Raw genomic sequence first — 22,210 nt, 5'->3', positions numbered from 1 at the left:
CGCACCCTCGGCCGGCCGCCCGTTCTCCTGGATGATCGATCCAGTCGGGAACCTTTCTGAAACCGCCTTCGGGCTGCTGGTATAATACCGTGAGCGCCATGAATGTGAAGCATTTTATGTTGGACAAATACCCAGATATTCCCTCACCCGGACAGAAACAACGCATCGGCACTTTGCCCGACGGATTGGATGCCGCCTGGCTTGCCGGGTTGGCCCGCCACGCCGGCCGTCCCCTGCTGATCCTTACCGCCGATGCACAAACGGCGCAACGGCTGCAGGCCGAGTTGCCCTTCTTCGATCCCGCGCTACGCGTGGCGCTGTTTCCCGATTGGGAAACGCTGCCCTACGACCATTTTTCGCCGCACAGCGACCTGGTCAGCGAGCGGCTGGCCACCTTGTGGCAGATCCGTCACGGCGAGTGCGACGTGGTGTTGGCGCCGCTGTCGACCGTCATGACCCGGCTGCCGCCGGTGGCCTTTCTGCTGTCGCGCACCTTTTTCCTCAAGACCGGCGAGACGCTCGACGTCGAACAGCTGCGCGCCGACCTGGTCACCGCCGGCTACAATCACGTCACTCAAGTGATGGTGCCCGGCGAATTCTCGCTGCGCGGCGGCCTGATCGATCTGTTCCCGATGGGTTCGGTGCTGCCGTACCGCATCGACCTGTTCGACCAGGAAATCGAAACGCTGCGCACCTTCGATCCGGATACCCAGCGCACGCTGTATCCGGTGCAGGAAATCCGCATGCTGCCGGCGCGCGAATACCCGGCCGACGAGAGCGGCGTCACGCATTTTCGCCAACACTATCGCGAAAAAATCGAAGGCGACCCGTCCAAGAGCCGCATCTATCGCGACGTCTCGCAGCAACTGTTTCCGGCCGGCATCGAATACTACCTGCCGCTGTTCTTCGACCAGACCGCCACCTTGTTCGACTATCTCGGCGAACAATCGCTACTGGCGCTCTACCGCGTCGACGTGGCGGATGCCGAGCAATTCTGGCGCGAGGTCGACGGCCGCTACCAAATGGCCCGTAGCGACAGCGAACGGCCCGTGCTACCGCCGGCGGAACTGTTTCTACGGCCGGACGACATCATGCGCCGTCTCAAGGATTTCGCCCGCATCGAAATCCCGAGCGTGGGCGAGCCTTGCCCCGGCACCTTGCCGCTTCCCGAATTAGCGGTCGACCGGCGCGCCGAGCAACCGCTGCACCGGCTGAGCGACTTCCTGCGCCAGCAACCGGCGCGCGTGCTGTTGATTGCCGAAAGCATGGGCCGGCGCGAGACCATGCTGCAGTTTCTGGCCGAAAACGGTATCCGCCCGGAAACGGTCGATAGCTGGCAGGCCTTCCTCGCCGGCACGCATCCCTTGGCGCTGACCGTCTCGCCGCTCTACCGCGGCTTTCAGCTCACCACACCGGCCATCGCCGTCATCACCGAAACCGAGCTCTATCAGCACATCGCCAAGAGCCAGAACAGACGCGCGCGCCAACGTCCGCAGTCCGATGCCGTATTGCGCGACCTGGCCGAAATCAAGGTTGGCGATCCGGTGGTGCACGAGCAACATGGCATCGGTCGCTATATGGGCCTGGTCTCCATGGATTTGGGCGAAGGCATCAGCGAAATGATGCAGCTCGAATACGCAGACGATGCCAAGCTCTACGTCCCCGTCTCGCAGTTGCATCTGATTTCGCGTTACGCCGGATCCGCGACCGATTCGGCACCACTACACCGCCTGGGGGCGCCGCAGTGGGAAAAAGCCAAGCGCAAGGCCGCGGAAAAGGCACGCGATACCGCTGCGGAATTACTCAATCTGTACGCCCAGCGCGCCGCGCGCGAAGGCCACAGCTTCACCCTCTCGCATCACGACTACGATGCCTTCGCCGCCGGCTTCGGCTTCGAGGAAACCCCGGATCAGGCAACCGCCATCAACGCCGTCATCGAGGACATGTGTTCCGGTAAGCCGATGGATCGTCTGGTGTGCGGCGATGTCGGTTTCGGCAAAACCGAAGTCGCGCTCAGAGCCGCCTTCGTCGCCGTGATGGGCGGCAAGCAAGTGGCCGTATTGGTGCCGACCACGCTATTGGCCGAGCAGCATTTTCAGAATTTCAGCGACCGCTTCGCCGATTGGCCGATCAAGCTCGCCGAACTGTCGCGCTTTCGTTCGGGCAAGGAAAGCCGGGCGGCGCTGGAAGGACTGCAAAAAGGCACGGTCGACATCGTCATCGGCACCCACAAACTGGTGCAGCCGGATATCGAGTTCAAGAACCTGGGCTTGGTGATCATCGACGAGGAACACCGCTTCGGGGTACGCCAGAAAGAACAACTCAAGCGCCTGCGCGCCAATGTCGATGTACTGACGCTGACCGCCACGCCGATCCCGCGCACGCTGTCGATGGCGCTCGAGGGGCTGCGCGATTTCTCGGCCATCGCCACCGCGCCATCGCGGCGACTGGCGGTCAAGACCTTCGTCTCGCCACTGTCCAACGGCGTCATCCGCGAGGCCATGCTGCGCGAACTCAAACGTGGCGGCCAAGTGTTCTTCCTGCACAACGAGGTCGACACCATCGAGAACATGCGCGAGAAGCTGACCGAGTTGGTGCCGGAGGCGCGCATCGGCGTCGCCCACGGCCAGCTGCGCGAACGCGAACTGGAACAGGTGATGCGCGACTTTCTGCAACAGCGCTTCAATGTGCTGTTGTGCTCGACCATTATCGAAACCGGCATCGACATTCCCAACGCCAACACCATCCTGATCAACCGCGCCGACAAATTCGGCCTGGCGCAACTGCACCAGTTGCGCGGCCGGGTCGGTCGCTCACACCACCAGGCTTATGCCTATCTGCTCACGCCCGACGGCATGACGCGCGACGCCGCCAAGCGGCTTGAGGCGATCCAACTGTCCGGCGAACTGGGCGCGGGCTTCTACCTGGCGATGCACGACCTGGAAATCCGCGGCGCGGGTGAGGTACTGGGCGAAGGGCAATCGGGCGAGATGCAGGAAGTCGGCTTCGCGCTGTTCACCGAAATGCTCAAACAAGCAGTGCGCGATCTGAAGAAGGGCCGCCAGCCCGACTTGGACGCGCCACTGGGCGTCAGCACCGAAATCAACCTGCACAGCCCTGCGCTGCTGCCGGAAGGCTATTGCCCGGACGTGCATGAACGACTGGTGCTGTACAAACGGCTGGCAACCTGCGAGACCGATGGCGAGGTCGATGCCATTCACGAAGAACTGGTCGACCGTTTCGGTCTGCCGCCGCAAGCGGTCAAAACCTTGATCGACAGCCACCGGCTGCGGCTGGCCGCCAAACGACTTGGCGTGCAGAAAGTCGATGCCAGCGATAGCGCCATCCAACTGACCTTCATCCCCAACCCGCCCATCGAGCCGATAAAGATCATTGGTCTGATCCAAAGCAAACGGAACTATCGGCTGGCGGGCCAGGACAAGCTGCGCGTCGAAGTCGCCATCGACGACGTCGCGCTCAGGGTGGTACGAGTGAAGGAATTGTTCAAGGAATTGAGCTAAGGCCCCTAAGGCCTCATCTACCGACAGAGAAGGCCGAACCACCCGACGGAACCTGGCCAAATCCGCCTAAGGACAGATTGAACTCCGATAGGTCGTGACTAAATAGCGCACCGCCATGCGGCGCACTTTCCTTTCACAACCGCCAGGAGTTCCTGTCTCATGCAAGAGTTCTTCTGCACGCGCCGCGTGCTTTTCGCACTTTCATGGTTATTCGCGCCCAGTGCCGCCTGGGGCCATGCCATGCCCCATCATTTCGTCGCCGACCGGACATGGTATTTATGGGAGAACGGCGTCGTCTATTTCGAGTTCGAAAGTCTGGCCTCGCCCGCGACGCGCGATTGGAATAACGCGCGGCTACCGATCGTGGCCGATAAAGTGGCGCGTCAAGAAATTCTCGACGCCATGAACCACATCCAGACCCTCACCAACAAACAAGTGGTTTTCATCGATGAAACCCAGTCAAAAACCCAACATCCCGACCGGCTGAAAATTTCGCTGATGCCGTGGAGCGTGGACAAGAACATTTGCGGCAAAGCAAGCCAGGGGCGGGGTCAAAGCGCGTTCCTGCAAATTGCCGACACGCCCCATTGCAAAAACCGGGCGCTTGCCGTGCATGAACTCATGCATGTGCTGGGCTTCTCGCACGAGAACGAGCGCATCAATATGCTCATGGACAAGGCGCGTACCCAGCAAGCGCAGCAATACTACGCCGACAACAGCATCGCGCTCGATTTCGACTCCATCACATACAGCGTGGTCCAAACGCCTGAGCGCCTGGATAAGCAGCGCGATCCGATGGACGTGCTGAGAGTGCGCATGCGCCAAGGTCTGATGGCGACGGGCAATAAGTTTCAGGAATTGTCCAAACTCGACCAGGAGGCGATCAAAAAATATTACGCGCCGGACGAGACGATCCAGCGCAAGCTGACACGCGCCGGCCGGCCCTACCAGCAATGGGCCATGCCGGGGGGGCGATGTCTGGCGGCGGGCCCGCTCAACATGAAGGAGAGCGGACTCAAGGAGGAAAACGGCCGCCGCTTACACGCGGCCCACTGCAATGCCGAGTACGCGACCCAACGTTGGGCATTGCTCGATGACGGCAGCGTGCACAACCTCGCCGCGCCGACATTATGCTTGAGCGGCATCGTGCCGACGCAAGACGCCTCGCTGGAACGCTGCAATTCAAGCGACCCCAAACAGCGCTGGCGGCGTGAAGGCGGACAAATCGTCAACCAGACCAACCCCCAATTGCAACTCAGCTACCACGCCGACAGCCAGCGTTTCTTCGCTTGGCCCGTGGATCAGCGCTTTCAGGCCCAGTGGCAACCGCTCTCCCACATGCCGACAGAGCGCAAGTTGCTTGAAGCACAGGCGATCGCGGCCGCGAATGTGCAAGATCGTTCCGTGCAGAAACCGAGTGCCGATCCGTGGAGCTACCCGGTCAGGAAGATTCAAGATGACGCCGCGCATCTCTATGTCTTCAAAAACCGCCAACAATGCCTCACGGCCGAACCCGGCGATGCGCATCTGCTGGTGACCAGCGAACATTACGCCCGTCTGCGGCCCTGTAACGCCGCTTCGACGCAGCAATGGCTACTGCGCCAAGGACAAATCGTCAGCAACCATTATCGCGACTATTGCCTCGGCAACATTAGCCTGGCGAAACGCGCCGATGACGAGTATCCGATCTATGCCGGGCTGCAACGCTGCGATCAGCGCAGACGCCCGCAAAAATGGGAGCTGCTATGGGTGGGGCAAGACCATAGAAGCAACGACCTCGAGGTCTACATCGCCTCGCGGATCAACCCGATCGTCCGCGACGATTTCCGCGTGCTTGAAGCGGCTCACGGCTTTCCGTACTTTGGTTACACGCGCGCAGACCGCAGCAGCTATACCTGGCTTGCCGCCAGAACGCCCGCAGGCGCAACCCCGTTACCGCTGCCCCAACAGATCGGCGCCACGGGTATCGCGCAAGTCGAGCGGCCCATCGAGCGGCAGATCGTTCTGCAGGGCGGCGTATTCCACTACGACGCACACCGCAAAGAGTATTCGGCGCCACGCTGCTTGAGCGTGCTCGATGAAACGCCGTGGTCATTCGCGGCCGGCGAAAAGCGCGTGGATGTCCGCGAATGCGCCTCGCGCGACAAGGCGCAGCGCTGGACGCTCAACCCCGACGCGACCCTGGTGAACGATGCTTTCCCGGGATTTTGCTTAGGACGCAACCGCAATAAGCTCGGCCAAGCCTCGCTCTACAATGCGCCAGGACTTGGTTACAAGAGCACCGGCTACGCGGCGTTGCAGCCATGTCGGCCGGAAGAACCCTCCCAGCGCTGGGCCTGGTACAGCACGCGGAAATGTAATGTCGGGAAAAATAACCAGCGTATCTGCGAACAAAAAGACGAAAGGGCAAATGATGGCGGCGATCAGTTGCTGTTGCGAGACAACCCCAAGCTCTCGCTACGCTTTCATGCCCGCAGCAATGCCGGCCAAAGCGTATCGATTGGCGTAGCGAATCCCAGTGATCAGTACGAGAGCTACCGCTGGCGTTATCAGCAGCCGGCCGGCACGACTTCGCCGCGCAAGCCGATGGCGCCGGACGATTTGGGTGCCCGCCCGACCGATTGGATGGCGGTGCAGGCCAAGCGCTGGGCGTTACACAATCTGCAATACGTCGGCGACGCCCGGAATATGGCGCCGACGGATCAATTCCGCGCATTGCGCTGGCGGCGGTCGAGCATAGACCGTATCAGCGATCTGTGCCTGGCCGCCAAAATCACCGGTCAAGGGAGGATCGGCGTCGATCTTGCCAACTGCCAGGCGAGTGCGCGCGAGCAACGGTGGCGCTTCGAAAGCGACTTGTCTTTGCGCAACCTGCACTATCAGCAATGCCTGGTGTCCAGCGGCCAATCGGCGCGGCTGGAAGATTGCGGACTGCCCGGATCGAACAAGCACTGGCTTTTCGATGGTGCGAACCAGTTGGCCAACCTCGATTGGGCGCCGAACAGGTTGGCCGTTAACAACAAACAGCAAGTGGAGATCGACGACAAGCACCCGGTAGGACACGACACTTGGCACTGGGATCACGCCGATCCCGCCCGACGCTGATCGAGGAGCCGGCGGTGCATCCACCCTACGAGCGAAACACCTGCTCGTAGGGTGAAGGCACCGAAGGCAATCCGCCAACCGCCATCAGGCTAACGGCGCTGTCCGACCAGCACGCCGGCGAGTACCAGCAGGCAAGCCACCATCTGCATCGGCGAAAGCGTTTCGCCCAGCACCGCCCAGGCGCTCAACACGGTCATGACCGGAATCAGATTGTTGAAGGAGGCGGCCACGGAAACCGGGACCCGGGTGACCGCCCAAATATGCAGACCATAAGCCCCCAGGGTCACGCCTGCGCCAAGATACAGAATCAGCAAGCTCGGCATGAGCGGAAACGCGTGCGGTAGCTGCACCCCCGGCAGCAGCAGGCCGGCACCGAACCACAGGCAGCCCATCAACGCCGGCATACCGGTCATCAACAACGGCGAATACCGATCGGAGAGTTTCTTGACGATCAGCACAAAGGCCGCCGAGCAGCACATGGCGGCCAATTCCAGTAGGTTGCCCAATAGCGGATTGGGCGCGTGGCTATCCGGATGCCCAGACCAGGTCAACCAGACGATCCCGGCGCAAGACACCAGCATGCCCAGCCATTTGTGCAGGCCGAGCTTCTCGTGCAGAAACAACATGGCACCGAGCGAAGCCAGGAACGGCATGGCACTGGTGATCATCCCGGCCTGCGACGCGCTGGTATAGCGCAGCGCATTGGCCTCGAACAGAAAGTACAGACAGGGCTCGATCAAGCCCATGAGCAACAGCCACTTCCAGTCGCCCTCGCGATAGTCGCAGCGCACGCCCCCGCGCAGCCAGATCAACAAGCCCAGGCACAGCGAGGCCACCAACATACGGGCAAATAGCACCACCATCGGATCGAATACGGCAAAAACCAGCTTGAGGACGACAAAGGTACTCGACCACAGGAACATCGCGGTCAGAATGGCAAGATACGGCACCGGCAACCCCATTTCATTCCATGCCTAAGCATGGTTGTTTATTGTTTTCGAATACATATTGTCGCGTGCCGGGCTTGGGTTGTCGAATAATGAAAAACCCACGACAAGTCGTGGGTTTCGTTTATCGACACCGCCCGCGAGCGGCATCTGGAGGCGTCGGCCTGGCTTAGGCGTTGAGTTCCTTGGCCAGGTACAGCCAGGTTTCCACCACGGTATCCGGGTTGAGCGACACGGTGGCGATGCCCTCTTCCACCAGCCACTTGGCGAAATCCGGATGATCGGACGGGCCTTGACCGCAGATACCGATGTACTTGTCTTGCTTACGGCAAGCCTGGATGGCCATCGACAACATCGCCTTGACCGCCTCGTTGCGCTCGTCGAAGGTCGAAGCGATCGGGCCGCCGGAATCGCGGTCGACGCCCAACGTCAGCTGAGTCATGTCGTTGGAGCCGATGGAGAAGCCATCGAAATGCTGCAAGAACTTGTCGGCCAGCACGGCATTGGTCGGCAACTCGCACATCATGATCAGGCGCAGGCCGTTTTCACCGCGTTTGAGGCCGTTGGCGGCCAGCAGCTCAACCACCTTCTGCGCTTCGGCCAGCGTACGCACGAACGGGATCATCACCTCGATGTTGGTCAGCCCCATTTCGTCGCGCACTTTCTTCAAGGCACGGCATTCGAGGTCGAAGCAATCGCGGAAACTTTCCGATACGTAGCGCGCGGCGCCGCGGAAACCGATCATCGGGTTTTCCTCGTGCGGCTCGTAAGCCTGACCGCCGATCAGGTTGGCGTACTCGTTGGACTTGAAGTCCGACATGCGCACGATGACCTTCTTCGGATAGAACGCGGCGGCCAGGGTGGCGATGCCTTCGGCCAGCTTGTCGACATAGAACTGCACGGGGTTGGCGTAGCCGGCGATGCGCTCGCGAATCACCGCCTTCAGTTCGTCCGACTGCTTGTCGAACTCCAGCAGAGCCTTCGGGTGGATGCCGATCTGACGGTTGATGACGAACTCCAGGCGGGCCAAGCCCACACCTTCGTTCGGCAGTTGCGCGAAGTCGAAGGCCAGTTCGGGGTTGCCGACGTTCATCATGATCTTGACCGGGCTCTTCGGCATCTTGTCGAGCGCCAGATCGATGATGTCGATGTCCAGCAGGCCATCATAGATGTTGCCGGTGTCGCCTTCGGAGCACGACACGGTCACCGCCATGCCGTCGGACAGCACATCGGTGGCGTCGCCGCAGCCGACCACGGCCGGAATGCCGAGTTCGCGCGCGATGATCGCCGCGTGGCAGGTACGGCCGCCACGGTTGGTTACGATGGCGGCAGCACGCTTCATCACAGGTTCCCAATCCGGGTCGGTCATGTCGGTCACCAGCACGTCGCCCGCCTTGACGCGATCCATCTCGGAAGCGTTCTTGATCAGACGTACCACGCCCTGGCCCACCTTCTGGCCGATGGCGCGACCTTCGCACAGGATTTTCGACTTGTTCTTCAGACGGTAACGGCGCAGGGTTTCAACGCGGTTTTCCTGCGACTTCACGGTTTCCGGCCGTGCCTGCAGGATATATAGCTTGCCGTCGAGGCCGTCGCGGCCCCACTCGATATCCATCGGACGACCGTAGTGTTTTTCGATGATCAGCGCGTACTTGGCCAATTCGGTCACTTCGGCGTCGGAGATCGAGAAGCTCAACCGTTCCGTTTCGGCCACATCGACCGTGCGAACCGAGCGGCCGGCTTGCGAGGCGTCGGTGAATTCCATCTTGATCAGCTTGGAACCGCGGTTCTTGCGCAGAATGGCGGGACGGCCGGCAGCGAGGGTCGGCTTGTGCACATAGAATTCGTCCGGGTTGACCGCACCTTGCACCACGGTCTCGCCCAAGCCGTAGGAGGCGGTGACGAATACCACGTCTTCGAAACCGGATTCGGTATCGATGGTGAACATCACGCCGGCAGCGCCCAGATCGGAGCGCACCATGCGCTGGATACCGGCCGACAGGGCCACCACGTCATGGGCGAAGCCCTTGTGCACGCGGTAGGAAATGGCGCGGTCATTGTACAAAGAGGCGAACACATGCTTGATCGCCTCTTTCACGTTTTCCAGACCGCGGATGTTCAGGAAGGTCTCCTGCTGACCGGCGAACGAAGCGTCCGGCAAGTCTTCTGCAGTCGCCGACGAGCGCACGGCCACCGAGATGTCTGCGCCGCCCGCATCGGCCACCATCTTGTCCCAAGCGACCTTGATGTCGTGTTCGAGTTTTTCCGGGAACGGGATATCGATGATCCACTGGCGGATTTCCTTGCCGACACGCGCCAGTTCGGACACGTCTTCCACGTCGAGCTTGGCGAGCGCCGCATTGATGCGGTCGGCCAGGCCGTTGTGCTGCAGGAAATCACGGTAGGCTTCGGCTGTGGTTGCAAAACCGCCCGGCACGCGGACGCCGGAGCTGGCCAGCTGGCTGATCATTTCACCCAGGGAGGCGTTCTTGCCGCCCACCTGTTCGACATCGGTCATTCGCAGCTGCTCGAACCAGATCACGTAATTCTCTGCCATCACTTCATTTCCTGTATTGGATTGGAACGGTAGAAGTGCTAATTCTATCCGAATAGCCTGTAGTTTGCGTAGTCCATTTTGCATTGCACAATCCCGATTTGTCGGGGTTTCAGGCGCATTTTCGACAATACCAAGAGCATGCCGCCCTCATAAAAATATCTTCACATAAAGTTAATGTAGTCTTCAAACTACAAGGGACGGGCAACCTGCTGCACGAAAACCCCTATGACAACTCCAGCGTCATCGCGGCAACGCGGTATACTTGATTACTAGTTTTCTTGTGCAAATAGGTGCATCCATGCCACACCACCGCTCCGCCTTCTTCATTTCCGACCGTACCGGCATCACGGCCGAGTCGCTGGGACAGACCCTGCTGACACAGTTCGACACGCTGGAGTTCCATCGCGAAACGGTGCCGTTCATCGATACGGTGGAGAAGGCCGAGGCGTTGGCCGCGCGCATTCGCGAACGCGCGCAGATCGACCACCACAAGCCGTTGGTGTTCACCAGTATCGTCAATCCGGAAATCCGCCGGGTACTCAAGATCGACAACGCGCTGACCATCGACTTTTTCGAAACCTTCATCAGCGAGCTGGAGGCCGAATTGGGTCAAAATGCCTCGCTGACGATGGGCAAGGCGCACGGAATGATCAGCGAGGAGAAGTACGATCACCGTATCGAAGCGGTGAACTTCTCGCTCAATCACGACGATGGCGTCAAGCTGAAGGATCTGGCCGAGGCCGACGTCGTCCTGGTGGGCGTGTCGCGCTCCGGCAAGACCCCGACCTGTCTGTACCTGGCGCTGCAGTACGGCATCAAGGCGGCCAATTATCCGCTGACCCCGGAGGATCTGGACACGACTTCGCTGCCCAAGATCCTGCTGCCCTATCGCAGTAAACTGTTCGGCCTGACCATCGACCCGGCGCGCTTGCACCACATCCGCTCAGAGCGCCGGCCCGATTCGCGCTATGCCAGCCTGGACAATTGCCGATTCGAAGTGAACGAGGCCGAGTCGATGTTCCGCCAGCACGCCGTACCGTTCATCAGCACCACGCACAAGTCGATCGAGGAAATCGCCTCGACCATCATGCACAAGGCCACGCTCGAACGTCATTTCTGACCGCCTTGACGGAAACGCCCCAACGTGGTGATATACCCGACATGATCGATTCGACCCAACGCCTCTCCAACTGGTGGTGGCGCCGCAACTAGGCGCACCGGGAGAGTCGTACCCAAACACCCGGAGGCAGCCTGCCAGGCGTACCCCGGGTTTTTTTATTCCGGACGTCGGCTGGCGGTCTCCAAAAATCTGAAAAATGGAGACTGTTTCATGGATTCGCAAAAAGTCAGCAGCCAAGACATCATTCTGACCGGCGACCGCACCACCGGCCCGCTGCATCTTGGCCACTTCGTCGGTTCGCTGAAGAACCGCGTGGTACTGCAAGACGTCTGCAAGCAGTTCCTGTTGCTCGCCGACGCCCAGGCGCTGACCGACAACATGGGCAACTACGTCAAGGTGCGCGACAACGTGCTGCAGGTGGCGCTCGACTATCTGGCCGCCGGCATCGATCCCGCCAAGAGCACCATCTTCATCCAGAGCCTGGTGCCCGAGCTGTCCGAACTGTCGTCCTACTATCTGAACCTGGTGACCGTCGCGCGGCTCGAACGCAACCCGACCATCAAGGATGAGATCAAGCTGCGTGGCTTCGAGCGCGATATTCCGGCCGGCTTCCTGACCTACCCGGCCGCACAGGCCGCCGACATCACCGCCTTCAAGGCCACCGTGGTACCGGTCGGCGCCGACCAGATCCCGATGATCGAGCAGACCAACGAAATCGTGCGCCGCTTCAACAACAGCGTGAATGCCGAGATCCTGGTCGAATGTCGCGCGCTGGTGCCGGAAAACGGCGCCCGCCTGCCCGGCATCGACGGCAAGGCCAAGATGTCCAAGTCGCTAGGCAACGCGCTCGCGCTGTCGGCCTCGCCGGACGAGATCCGCCAGGCGGTGAAAATGATGTTCACCGACCCCAACCACCTGCGCGTCGCCGATCCGGGGCAAGTGGAAGGCAACGTGGTGTTCACCTACCTCGACGCTTTCGATGCCGACCAGGCCGCGGTAGAAGAGCTCAAAGCCCACTACCGTCGCGGCGGCCTGGGCGACATGGTGATCAAACGCCGACTGGAAGACATCCTGCAAGCGCTGCTCGCGCCGATCCGCGAACGCCGCGAACAGTACGCCAAGGATCCGGCACAAGTGATGGCCATTCTGAAAGCGGGCACGCAGAAGGCGCGCGAGACCGCGGGCCAGACACTGTCCGATGTCAAAGCAGCGATGGGCATCAACTACTTCTAAACAGTGTCGCTATCGGAACGGCTGTAGGGGGGCGCCGAAGGCACCCCACCATGACGCGGTTGGTGCCTTGCTTCGCGAACGCACCCTACGCCGAATAAGCCTCGCGATCGAAGTCCGCCTCGCTTTTCGCCACCAACACCGCCGCCAGCGCATCGCCCGAGACATTGGTCGAGGTATTGATCATGTCGATGATGCGATCGACCGCCGCCACGGCCGCGATCACTTCCAGCGGTAGGCCGACGCTGGTAAGCACCAGGCTCATCACGATCAGCCCGGTACCCGGCATGCCGGCCGCGCCCAATGCGCCGAAGGTGACGGTCAGCATGACCATCGCCTTTTGCATCCAGGAGAGCTCCACCCCTGCGGCATTGGCGGCAAAGATCGCCACGGCGCCCAGATAGATGGCCAGGCCATTCATATTGACGGTCGAGCCCAGCGGCAGCACAAAGGCCGAGATGGCGCGCGGCACGCCTAGCCGGTTGGCCGTCTCCAGCGTCATCGGCAGCGAGGCGTTGGAACTACAGGAAGAAAAGGCGAACAACTGCACCGGAATCATCTTGGTCATGAAGGGCAGCGGGTTGAGCCCGGCGAGGCCTAACAGCGTGCCGTACACCACGGTCAGCATCAGCAGGCACGCCAGATAAAGCGTCCCCACCAACGCGCCCAACTGCGACAGCATATCAAGTCCGCAGGTGGCGCTCACCGCCGCCATCAGGGCGAACACGCCGATCGGCGCGTAACGCAACAGCATGCCGACCAGCCGGAAGATCACATGGTTGAGCGACTCGAAGAAGTGCGCCACCGGCCGGCCGGCCTCGCCGCTCAGATTGATGGCGATACCGAACAGCAGCGCGAACAACATCACCGGCATCACCTGCCCCTGCGCCATCGCCTGTACCGGATTGGCAGGCATCAGGTACGACCAGTCCATCGCGGCGCCAGGCACCTCCGCCTGGCGGGCATAGGACAGGCCGCGGCCGATGTCGAATGCCTCGGCCAACGACATGGTCAGCGCCGCCGAGAGCATCATGGTGCCACAGTAGATCGCCAGCGCTTTGCAGGCGATGCGGCGCATGCGCGTCAAGTCGTGCAGAGAAGTGACGGCACACACCAGCGAAACGAAGATCACCGGCATGACCACCATGCGGATCAAGGCGACGAACAGGTCGCCCAGCGGTTGGAGACGGGCGGCGTCTTCGCCCAGCACCATGCCGGCGGCGACCCCCAGCACCATCGACAACAGAATAACCGCCCAGGGCGGCAGAAACTTTCTAGCATGGATCGCCACTTAAACTCACCATTCAGTGTCAGAAAGCCTCCAGTCTCGGCCGAGATTTTTTACGCGTCAAATGCATGATTTTTAAATGTATTTTCGCATAAACGTCTGTCATCCACATTCAGACGTATTACAAAAAAATCACGCATTCGTCATGGCAATTAACGGGACAATCGCAGCAAAAACCGCGCGCCCACCGCCACATTTGCCAGGTGGCCGCGACAAGCGTAGTCGGTGGCGATCCGGCGCGCTTCAACCCAACTGGAAGCGCATGCCGTCATACCCCACCTCGACGCCGGGCGGACACAGCGCTTGCAGTGCGTGGTATTCCAATTCGTGGGTCATGTGGATCAACACGGTGCGCTCGGCGCCGATGCGACGGGCCCAGGCAAGGGATTCTTCGACCGACAGGTGCGAGTGGTAAGGGGCGTGGCGCAGACAATCGAGAAACACAAGCTTCACGCCGGACAGGAGCGGCAAAGTGGTATCGGGGATCGTCGACAGGTCGGTTAACCAGGCCATGTCGCCGACACGCCAGCCCAGGCAGGGCCAAGCGCCGTGCTGCAGCGGCAGCGGCGTCAACAATACGCCGCCGTGCTCGAATGGACGGTCGACCTCCACGGGGGACAACACCGGCTTGTCCCAATGGCTGGATGGCGCGTGCAAGGCATAGCCGAAGCGGCTGTGAATGTTCTTCAGCGTAAAGGCGTTGCCGTACAGCGTCAGCGCCCCCTTACGGCGATAGCAAAATGCGCGTAAGTCGTCGATGCCGTTGAGATGGTCGGCGTGTGGGTGGGTATAGAGTACGGCGTCGAGCCAGTCCACCCCGTGCTCCAACGCCTGGGCGCGCAAATCCGGCCCGGTGTCGATCAGGAAGGTTTGGCCTTGGCTCCGGATGGCCAGGCTGGCGCGACGGCGACGATTCTTCGGATCGTCGGAGCGACAGGTCGGGCAATCGCAACCGATGACCGGCGTACCGGAACTGGAACCGCAGCCCAGTAAAACGACTTCGACGGCCTGGCTCACGACACCTCTCCTTGGATGTGGCTTCGTTGCCCGGTCTTGGCGAACAGCCGAAAGAAATTGTCGCTGGTGGCAGCGGCCAGTTGTTCGAACGGTATGCCGCGCAGACCGGCGATGAACTCGGCCACATGTCGCACGTACCCCGGCTGGTTTTGCTTGCCGCGATAAGGTACCGGAGCCAGGTAGGGCGAATCGGTCTCCACCAGCAGCCGGTCGAGCGGCACTTTGCTTGCGACCTCTTGCACCTGGGCGGCATTCTTGAAGGTGACGATGCCGGAGATCGAGATGTGCATGCCCAGGTCGAGCGCGCGCTTGGCGCTGTCCCAATCCTCAGTGAAACAATGCATGACGCCGCCGCAATCGCCGGCGTTTTCCTCGTCGAGCAAGCGCAGCGTATCGACCACCGACTCGCGGGTATGCACCACCAGCGGCAGACCGCATTCGCGTGCGGCGCGGATATGCGTGCGAAAACGCTCGTGCTGCCAACCCAGCTCGCCCTTGCACCAGTAATAGTCGAGACCGGTTTCGCCGATGCCGACCACGCGCGGGTGGCTAGCCAATTGCACCAATTGTTCGCACGTCGGCTCGACGGCGTCCTGGTTGTCCGGGTGGACGCCGACTGTCGCCCACAGATTGTCGTGCGCCTCGGCCAACGCCAGTACCGAAGGAAAATCCGGCAGGGTGACGCCGATCACCAGCGCATGGGTCACCTGTGCCGCGCGCATGGTATCCATCACTTCGGGCAGCCGGGCGACCAGATCGGGAAAGTTCAGATGGCAATGAGAATCGACGAGCATGGGGCATCCAGTTTACCGGGCGCAGCAAGCGCCCTAGGCGAAGATCTTCAAATATTCCATCAGGGCGGACTCCAACTGCAACCTGACGTTCAAGGTATGCTGGCCATAGGGCGCCAGCTTGTCGAGCGCGCCGGCGGCCTGCATCAACTTTGACAGATCGGCGCGCCGAGCCAGATTGTGCAGTGCCACGCGGTGATCCGGATAGTAGCGTAACGTGCCGGACAGGCGTAACGCCGCCAGGTCGTGCAACCACATCTGCAGCCACTCCAGCGGCACCGCCAGTGGCAGCTTCTGCTTGTCGGTCCGCTCGGCCATCTGCAGCACATTGGCCAAAGTCGGTTGGATCAATCCGTCGAGAAAGGCCGTGCGCGCGCTAGCCAATGCAGGATCGTGGTCGAACAAGGGCGCGCCGCCATGGTGTGCCAGCTCGGTATCCGGATCGGCGACGCCCTGCTGACGCAGCCAGGCGAGCGCCGTGTCGCGCGCCGGCGCAGTCATGGCGAATTGACGGCAACGGCTGCGGATGGTCGGCAACAGACGTTGAGGCGCGTGCGCCACCAACAGGAACAGCACATCGGCCGGCGGCTCTTCGAGAATCTTCAACAGGGCGTTGGCGGCGGCCGGGTTGAGCGCCTCGGCCGGTTCCACCATCACCACGCGCTGGCCGTGACGGTGCGAGGTCAAGTGAGCGAAATCGATCACCTCGCGCACCGCCTCGATCTTGATCACCGGCAGCTTGCGGCTGGCCTTCTCCTCGTCATCGTCCTGCAACGGCGACAGTCGGCGGTAATCGGGGTGGCTGCCCAACGCAAACCAGCGGCAGGACTCGCATTCGCCGCAGGCGGCATGCTCCGGCCCCGGGCGGTCGCACAGCAGCGAGCGCGCCAACTCCTCGGCAAAAGCCGATTTGCCGATGCCGGCCAGCCCGGTCAGCAGCCAGGCGTTGGGCAGACGCTCGCGCTCCTGGTTGATTCGCCGCCAATCGTCGTTTTGCCAAGGATAGCGCATCAGTCGTGCTCCACCAGCGCACCGAGTCGGTCGGCGATGTCGGCGCGGATCTCATCGAGGCGACGGCTCGAATCCAGCACGCAAAAACGCGGATAACGCGCGGCACGCGCCAGGTAGGCCTGGCGCACCCGCTGATGGAAATCGCTCGCCTCGCGCTCGAACCGGTCGAGCGAACGGGTGGCGGCCATGCGGCTTTGCGCCACGTCGATCGAGACGTCGAACAGCAGGGTCAAATCGGGCTGCAGTCCCTGCTGCACCCAATCCTCCAGCACGGCCAGCCGTTCGTTGGCCAATCCGCGGCCGCCGCCCTGGTAAGCGAACGAAGCATCGGTAAAGCGGTCGGAGACCACCCAGCGCCCCGCCTCCAATGCCGGCGCGATCACGCGCTGGATATGATCCTGGCGCGCAGCGAACAGCAGCAGGGTCTCGGTTTCCAGCGAGACGTCGGTCTCGGGCGCCAGCAGCAGCGCGCGCAGCTTTTCGGCCAAATCGGTGCCGCCCGGCTCGCGCGTGAAGACGGCATCGATACCGTGTTCGCCCAGCCACTCGCGGATGAAGGCCAGATGCGAACTCTTGCCGGCGCCATCAATGCCTTCGAGAGTAATGAAACGTGGTGGCATCGGTCAGTTGCCCTTCTTGAGAATGTACTTGCGCACCGCGTCGTTGTGTTCGTCGAGCGTCTGCGAGAAATAGCTGCTACCGTCGCCGCGCGCCACGAAATACAGTACGTCGCTGGCGGCCGGATGCGCCGCCGCCTTCAACGCCGCCGCGCCAGGCAGCGCGATCGGGGTCGGCGTCAGGCCATTGCGGGTATAGGTATTGTAAGGCGTATCGCGTCGCAGGTCGGCCTTGGTGATGTTGCCGCGGTAGGCGTTGCCCATACCGTAGATCACCGATGGGTCGGTCTGCAGCCGCATGTTCTTGGTCAGCCGGTTGACGAATACCGCTGCGATCAGGGTTCGATCTTCCTGACGGGCGGTTTCCTTCTCCACCAGGCTCGCCAAAGTCAACAATTGATAGGGCGAGCTGACCGGTAGACCGCCCGAGCGCGATTGCCATGCTTCCGCCAGCTTACGCTGCATGGTGGCGTAGGCGCGGCGATAGAGCTCGAGATCGCTGGCACCGGGCGTGAAGTAATAGGTGCTCGGGAAAAACAGCCCCTCGGGCTGCTGTTCGCCGGCGCCGATGCGAGCGAGAATTTCGGCATCGCTCAGGCCGGCGCCGTCATGCCGTACATCCGGGTTTTGATCCAGCAATGCGCGGAACTGATGGAAGGTCCAGCCCTCCACCACCGTGGCGCTGGCCTCATCCGGCTTGCCCTCGGCGAAACGCTGCAAAATGGTCCACAAGCTGACCGTGCCGTCGAAACGGTACAGACCGGCTTTGATGTGCCGGTCGGTGCCCTGCAGGCGAGCGAGCAACACCATGACGTCGCGGCTCTTGATGACGCCCTCCTGCTTCAGGCTGTTCGCCACCTGCGACAGGGTACGGTTCGGACCAATGGTCATGGCATAGGGAGAGGTCGGCGGTTCGACAGGGACGAACACGATCCAGGAAAACCAGACAAGCGCCGTCAGTAATGCAAGCAGCGCCAAACGAATCAACCATTTAATCATCAACTACATCCGCAAAGTCAATACGACCGGCAGGCCAAGCGCCGGCGAGAAAAAGTATGTGCATGATAGCAGACTGGCGGGCAACTACCGACCATGCAGATAGATAGGTTTTGAACCATTGGGTATTACTTTGGTCTCTTTCAGACCCAAAGCATAAGTTGAGCGTATTGATGAATGCCTTCTACAAACTGGCCTGCGCATTGGTCGCCTGGTCGGCCTTGTCTCTTTCCGCCGGCGCCGAGACGATGCAGCCGCTGTCCGCACTGCCGGCTAGCGCCTACAACATGTCGGAGGAGCACCCCGGACGTTTCGGCTTCGTTCGCCCGGACATGGATCTGAGCCACTACCATGGCGTTCTGCTCGAACCGCTATCCTTCCTGACGCAATCCGAAAACGGCGACTGGCTGCTGCTGCGCGCGCTGCCGGACAATCCGTTGGATCGCCACTTTCGCCAGGCCATGATTCAAGCCCTGCATGCCCATGGGCTGACCGTGGCCGAGGCGCCGGCGCCGGATGTCATGCGTTTGCAGCTGGCGCTGGCGCTCGACGCACGCAAGCAACCCGTGGAAACCGCATTGAACCTGGCAACGCTCGGCGACAGCATGGCGCACTACCTGCGGCGCGTGCAGGCGGTCGGCCAGGTGGTGGATTCGCAAAGCAATCTGGTATTGGCCGGCAGCGCCGAGTTGTTGACCACGACGCGCCCCGCCCCGGCAGACCGCGAAGAGATGCTGGGCATGCTCGATAGCTTCAGCCTGGCCAGTGCCGACCGGATCGCCCTGATACTGGGGCACGGTTGACCGGCTGATGCGTGCGTGTACGCGTTTGCCAGATCAACGCGCCTGCAAAGTCGACAGCGGCGTCTGACGCACGACGCGGCGCAGCAGCGGCCAACCGGCCAACGGCACCAACAACATGCCGCATAGCAGCCCCAAGACCGGCAACAGACCGTTGCAGCGCAGCGGCAGTTCGAGCAGTTTCCAGCCGGCGAACGCCCCGAGCAGCATGGCGCCGCTACCGGCCAACAGGCCGGTGAAGCCCCCCAGCCACAAGAGCTCGGCCAACACCACGGTGCGCAGCTGCCGGCGCGAGGCACCCAGCGCCCGCATCAATGCCGCATCCGCCAAGCGCTCGTCGCGCGTCGCCCCCAGCGCCGCCCACAACACCAGCACGCCGGCGCACAGCGTCAGCACGAACAGCGCCTCGACCGCCTGAGCCAGCCGGTCGATCACTTCCCGAACTTGATCCAGCACATCACTGACATCGACGGCGGTCAGATTGGCGAAGCGCCGCACCAATCGATCGGCAAAACCGCGTTGCGCCGGCGGCAGGTAGAAGGCGGCCACCAAACTGGTGGCACGACTGGCCAGCATGGCGCGCGGCGCCAATACAAAGAAATTGAGCCGAAAACTGTTCCAGGCCACCGTGCGCAAGCTGGTCACCCGGCCAACTAGCTGCGTACCGGCCACATCGAAAGTCAGCAGGTCGCCCAGGCGGATGCCCATCGCTTGCGCCATCTCCTGCTCCAGCGAAAATTCGTCCACGGCCGCCGTCGACCACCATTGTCCGGCAACCAGGCGGTTAGCCTCGGGCGGCGCATCCCGCCAGGACAGATTGAATTCGCGACCGGCCAAGCGCTGGGCCTGCTCGTCGCGGTACTGAGCCGGCTGTACCGGCCGGCCGTTGATCGCCAGCAAGCGGCCCCGTGCAATCGGCGCGATCTCCGGCATCGGCAGTCGTGCCGCGGCGAACATCGCATTGAAGTCCTGCACCTGATCCGGCTGCAGGTTGATGACGAACTGGTTGGGGGCGTCGGGCGGCAGGCTCTGGCGCCATGCGTCGAGCAGATCGGTCCGCACCACGGTCAGCGTCAGCAGCGCCATCAACCCCGTCGACAACGCCACCACTTGCAGCACAGCCAGCCACGGACGCCGCGCCAGCGCCGCCACGCCAAAGCGCCAGCCGATGGCGCCTTCGCCGCGCGACAAGCGTCGCGAACCGAGCACCAGGCACCAAGCCGCCCCGCCGGCAACCAGGAAATAGCCGCTCATACCGGCTAGCAGCCAGCCTGCCAGGCGCCAGTCGTCCATCTGCCACAACGACAAGGCGATCAGCAGCAGGATGGCCAGCGGCGGCAGTCCCATCCCCACCGACCTTGGCGGCACCTCGGCCCGCAAGACGGCCGATGGCGGCACACGGCGCAACGCCATCACCGGCGGCAGCGCCAAGCCGATCAATAGCAAGAGCGCCGAGGCGGGGCCAAGCCCAATCAGCCAAACCGCTGGCGGCGGCAACGTCTCGCCGGCATCGGGAATAGCGATGCCGGCCAACGCCGCCTGCACCCCGTAGCCCAGTGCACTGCCGAGCCCTCCGCCGATCAGGGCCAGGGCCAGCAACACCGTGGCGAATAACCCGGTAATTTCGGTGCCCGTCAGTCCGAGACAGCGCAGTACCGCCACCGGCTGCCACTGCCGCGCCAGAAAACGCCGCACGGCTAGCATCATGGCCGCCGCGGCCAAGGTAGCGGTCAACATGGCGGTCAGACCGAGGAAACGGCGCGCTCGCGTCATGGCGCTACGCAATTCGGGCCTGGCGTCTTCCACGCTTTCGACGCGCGCTCCCGCCGGCAGCCGTGCCTCGACGCCCCGCCGCCAGGCATCGACCGCAACCGGCTGCCCACTGACCATCAGGCGCCAGCGGGCTCTGGCACCCGGCCCCAAGAGTCCGGTTGCCGTCACATCGGCCTGATTGAACAACAGGCGCGGCATAAAACTGTATCCGGCCAATGCACCATCCGGTTCGCGCAGCAGTTCGCCGCTCAGACGCAGGCTGAGGTTGCCAAGCCGCAGACGGTCGCCCAGCCGGATGCCGAGCCGCGCCATCAACCGGCTGTCGGCCCAGGCGTCGCCCGGCGCGGGACGCCACGCGCCCACGCGCACCTTGCCATCCGCCAGACGCACCCGCATCTCGCCTCGCAGCGGGTAGTTGTCCGGTACCGCGCGCAAGCTGGCCAGCGCCACCGCACCGGCGGTGGTCACCATGGAAGGGAAAGTCTGGCTACCGCTGACCTGCAGACCGGCTTGACGCGCAGAGAGGACCAATGACGACGGCAGCGGCGCATCGGATTCAATGGCAAGATCGGCCGCCAATAATTGGTTGGCGTGCAGGGTCAATCCCTGGCGCACGCGGTCGGCGAAAAATGCCACGCTGCTGGTGGCGCAAACAGCCACCAGTAGCGCCAGCGCCAACAGGGTCAACTCGCCCGACAGCAATTCGCGCCAGGCGAAGCGCCAAGCCGCCGCCAGCCGCTTCATGATCGCTCCGCCGATAATCGGCCCTGCGCCAAGCGGTATACCGTGCCGCAACGCTCGGCCAGATCGGCGTCGTGCGTCACCAGCACCAGCGCCGTACCTTGCTCGCGATTCAGCTCGAACAACAGTTCGATCACCTGGGCACCGGAAACGGTATCGAGATTGCCGGTCGGTTCGTCGGCGAACAACAGCGCCGGGCCGCCGACAAAGGCGCGCGCCAGTGCCACGCGCTGTTGCTCCCCACCGGACAGATGGCGCGGGTAATGGCGCAGGCGGTGCGCGAGCCCGACCCGCGCCAGCATGTCCGTCGCCCGCTCCCGGGCATTCGTCTCACCTGCCAGCGCCAGCGGCAGCATGACGTTCTCCAGCGCCGTCAGCGGCGACATCAACTGGAAACTCTGGAACACAAAGCCGACCTGCCGACGACGCAACAGCGCCCGACCGTCTTCATCCAGCGACATCAGCGGCTGGCCGAACAGCACGACTTCACCCGATGTCGGCAAGTCCAGCCCTGCCAGCAGCGACAGCAGTGTCGATTTGCCCGAACCGGACACGCCGACGATCGCCACGCTATCGCCATGGTATACATCAAGGCTGATGTCATGCAGAATGGAAATCGTTTCACCTTGAAATAGAATGTTCCGCGCCAAATGTGTGGCGGATAACACCCTGACTTTCGGATCGTCACTCATGGCG

At 62.2% G+C, this 22,210-nt stretch carries 15 protein-coding genes; 5 read left to right on the top strand and 10 right to left on the bottom strand.

Annotated features, from left to right (window positions below):
* Positions 1-116 precede the first annotated feature (116 nt).
* Together mfd and DFP86_RS04405 are read left to right on the top strand one after the other, a co-directional pair.
* Entirely contained in the window at positions 117-3,521 is a 3,405-nt protein-coding gene (gene mfd / locus DFP86_RS04410; protein WP_133678803.1) for a transcription-repair coupling factor, read from the top strand.
* 159 nt (positions 3,522-3,680) lie between these two features.
* Positions 3,681-6,626, top strand: a complete 2,946-nt coding sequence (locus tag DFP86_RS04405) for a ricin-type beta-trefoil lectin domain protein (RefSeq protein ID WP_133678802.1) — start codon at positions 3,681-3,683, stop codon at positions 6,624-6,626.
* An 89-nt stretch (positions 6,627-6,715) separates the two neighbouring features.
* Here DFP86_RS04405 and DFP86_RS04400 read toward each other — a convergent pair whose 3' ends face one another.
* Entirely contained in the window at positions 6,716-7,588 is an 873-nt protein-coding gene (locus DFP86_RS04400; RefSeq protein ID WP_133678801.1) for a DMT family transporter, read from the bottom strand.
* A 154-nt stretch (positions 7,589-7,742) separates the two neighbouring features.
* Complete coding sequence (gene ppsA, locus DFP86_RS04395) at positions 7,743-10,130, bottom strand: phosphoenolpyruvate synthase (RefSeq protein WP_133678800.1); 2,388 nt, start codon at positions 10,128-10,130, stop codon at positions 7,743-7,745.
* A 298-nt stretch (positions 10,131-10,428) separates the two neighbouring features.
* On the opposite strand from ppsA, the gene ppsR reads away from it, so the two are divergent.
* Both ppsR and trpS read left to right on the top strand, forming a co-directional pair.
* Positions 10,429-11,250: a posphoenolpyruvate synthetase regulatory kinase/phosphorylase PpsR gene (ppsR, locus tag DFP86_RS04390; protein ID WP_133678799.1), complete on the top strand. Its 822-nt coding sequence runs from the start codon at positions 10,429-10,431 to the stop codon at positions 11,248-11,250.
* A 210-nt stretch (positions 11,251-11,460) separates the two neighbouring features.
* Complete coding sequence (gene trpS, locus DFP86_RS04385) at positions 11,461-12,483, top strand: tryptophan--tRNA ligase (RefSeq protein ID WP_133678798.1); 1,023 nt, start codon at positions 11,461-11,463, stop codon at positions 12,481-12,483.
* An 85-nt stretch (positions 12,484-12,568) separates the two neighbouring features.
* Here trpS and DFP86_RS04380 read toward each other — a convergent pair whose 3' ends face one another.
* The 6 genes from DFP86_RS04380 to mltG form a co-directional block, all read right to left on the bottom strand.
* The gene (locus DFP86_RS04380; RefSeq protein ID WP_243729301.1) at positions 12,569-13,771 is read right to left on the bottom strand and encodes a dicarboxylate/amino acid:cation symporter; all 1,203 of its coding nucleotides are present in this window, start codon (positions 13,769-13,771) and stop codon (positions 12,569-12,571) included.
* Between the two features lie 240 nt (positions 13,772-14,011).
* Entirely contained in the window at positions 14,012-14,785 is a 774-nt protein-coding gene (locus DFP86_RS04375) for an MBL fold metallo-hydrolase (protein WP_208108224.1), read from the bottom strand.
* Positions 14,782-15,579, bottom strand: a complete 798-nt coding sequence (locus tag DFP86_RS04370; protein ID WP_133678797.1) for a TatD family hydrolase — start codon at positions 15,577-15,579, stop codon at positions 14,782-14,784. The genes DFP86_RS04375 and DFP86_RS04370 overlap by 4 nt, the downstream gene beginning before the upstream one ends.
* Positions 15,580-15,612: 33 nt before the next feature.
* The gene (locus DFP86_RS04365; RefSeq protein WP_133678796.1) at positions 15,613-16,587 is read right to left on the bottom strand and encodes a DNA polymerase III subunit delta'; all 975 of its coding nucleotides are present in this window, start codon (positions 16,585-16,587) and stop codon (positions 15,613-15,615) included.
* The gene (gene tmk, locus DFP86_RS04360; protein ID WP_133678795.1) at positions 16,587-17,207 is read right to left on the bottom strand and encodes a dTMP kinase; all 621 of its coding nucleotides are present in this window, start codon (positions 17,205-17,207) and stop codon (positions 16,587-16,589) included. Before tmk ends, DFP86_RS04365 begins: the two co-directional genes overlap by 1 nt.
* Positions 17,208-17,210: 3 nt before the next feature.
* Positions 17,211-18,203 (bottom strand): endolytic transglycosylase MltG, encoded by a 993-nt coding sequence (gene mltG / locus DFP86_RS04355; RefSeq protein ID WP_208108223.1) that lies wholly within the window; start codon positions 18,201-18,203, stop codon positions 17,211-17,213.
* 170 nt (positions 18,204-18,373) lie between these two features.
* Here mltG and DFP86_RS04350 point away from each other — a divergent pair, with 170 nt between their 5' ends.
* Positions 18,374-19,003: a DUF3313 family protein gene (locus DFP86_RS04350; RefSeq protein WP_133678793.1), complete on the top strand. Its 630-nt coding sequence runs from the start codon at positions 18,374-18,376 to the stop codon at positions 19,001-19,003.
* 33 nt (positions 19,004-19,036) lie between these two features.
* Here the strand turns inward: DFP86_RS04350 and DFP86_RS04345 are convergent, their stop codons facing one another.
* Positions 19,037-21,517, bottom strand: a complete 2,481-nt coding sequence (locus DFP86_RS04345) for an ABC transporter permease (RefSeq protein WP_133678792.1) — start codon at positions 21,515-21,517, stop codon at positions 19,037-19,039.
* The gene (locus DFP86_RS04340) at positions 21,514-22,206 is read right to left on the bottom strand and encodes an ABC transporter ATP-binding protein (RefSeq protein WP_133678791.1); all 693 of its coding nucleotides are present in this window, start codon (positions 22,204-22,206) and stop codon (positions 21,514-21,516) included. Before DFP86_RS04340 ends, DFP86_RS04345 begins: the two co-directional genes overlap by 4 nt.
* Between the last annotated feature and the right edge of the window lie 4 nt (positions 22,207-22,210).

It is taken from the genome of Paludibacterium purpuratum (assembly GCF_004363805.1).
Taxonomy (GTDB): Bacteria; Pseudomonadota; Gammaproteobacteria; order Burkholderiales; family Chromobacteriaceae; genus Paludibacterium; species Paludibacterium purpuratum.
The sequence above is the reverse complement of the archived record's forward strand: the minus strand, read 5'-3'. Positions and strand labels throughout refer to the sequence as shown.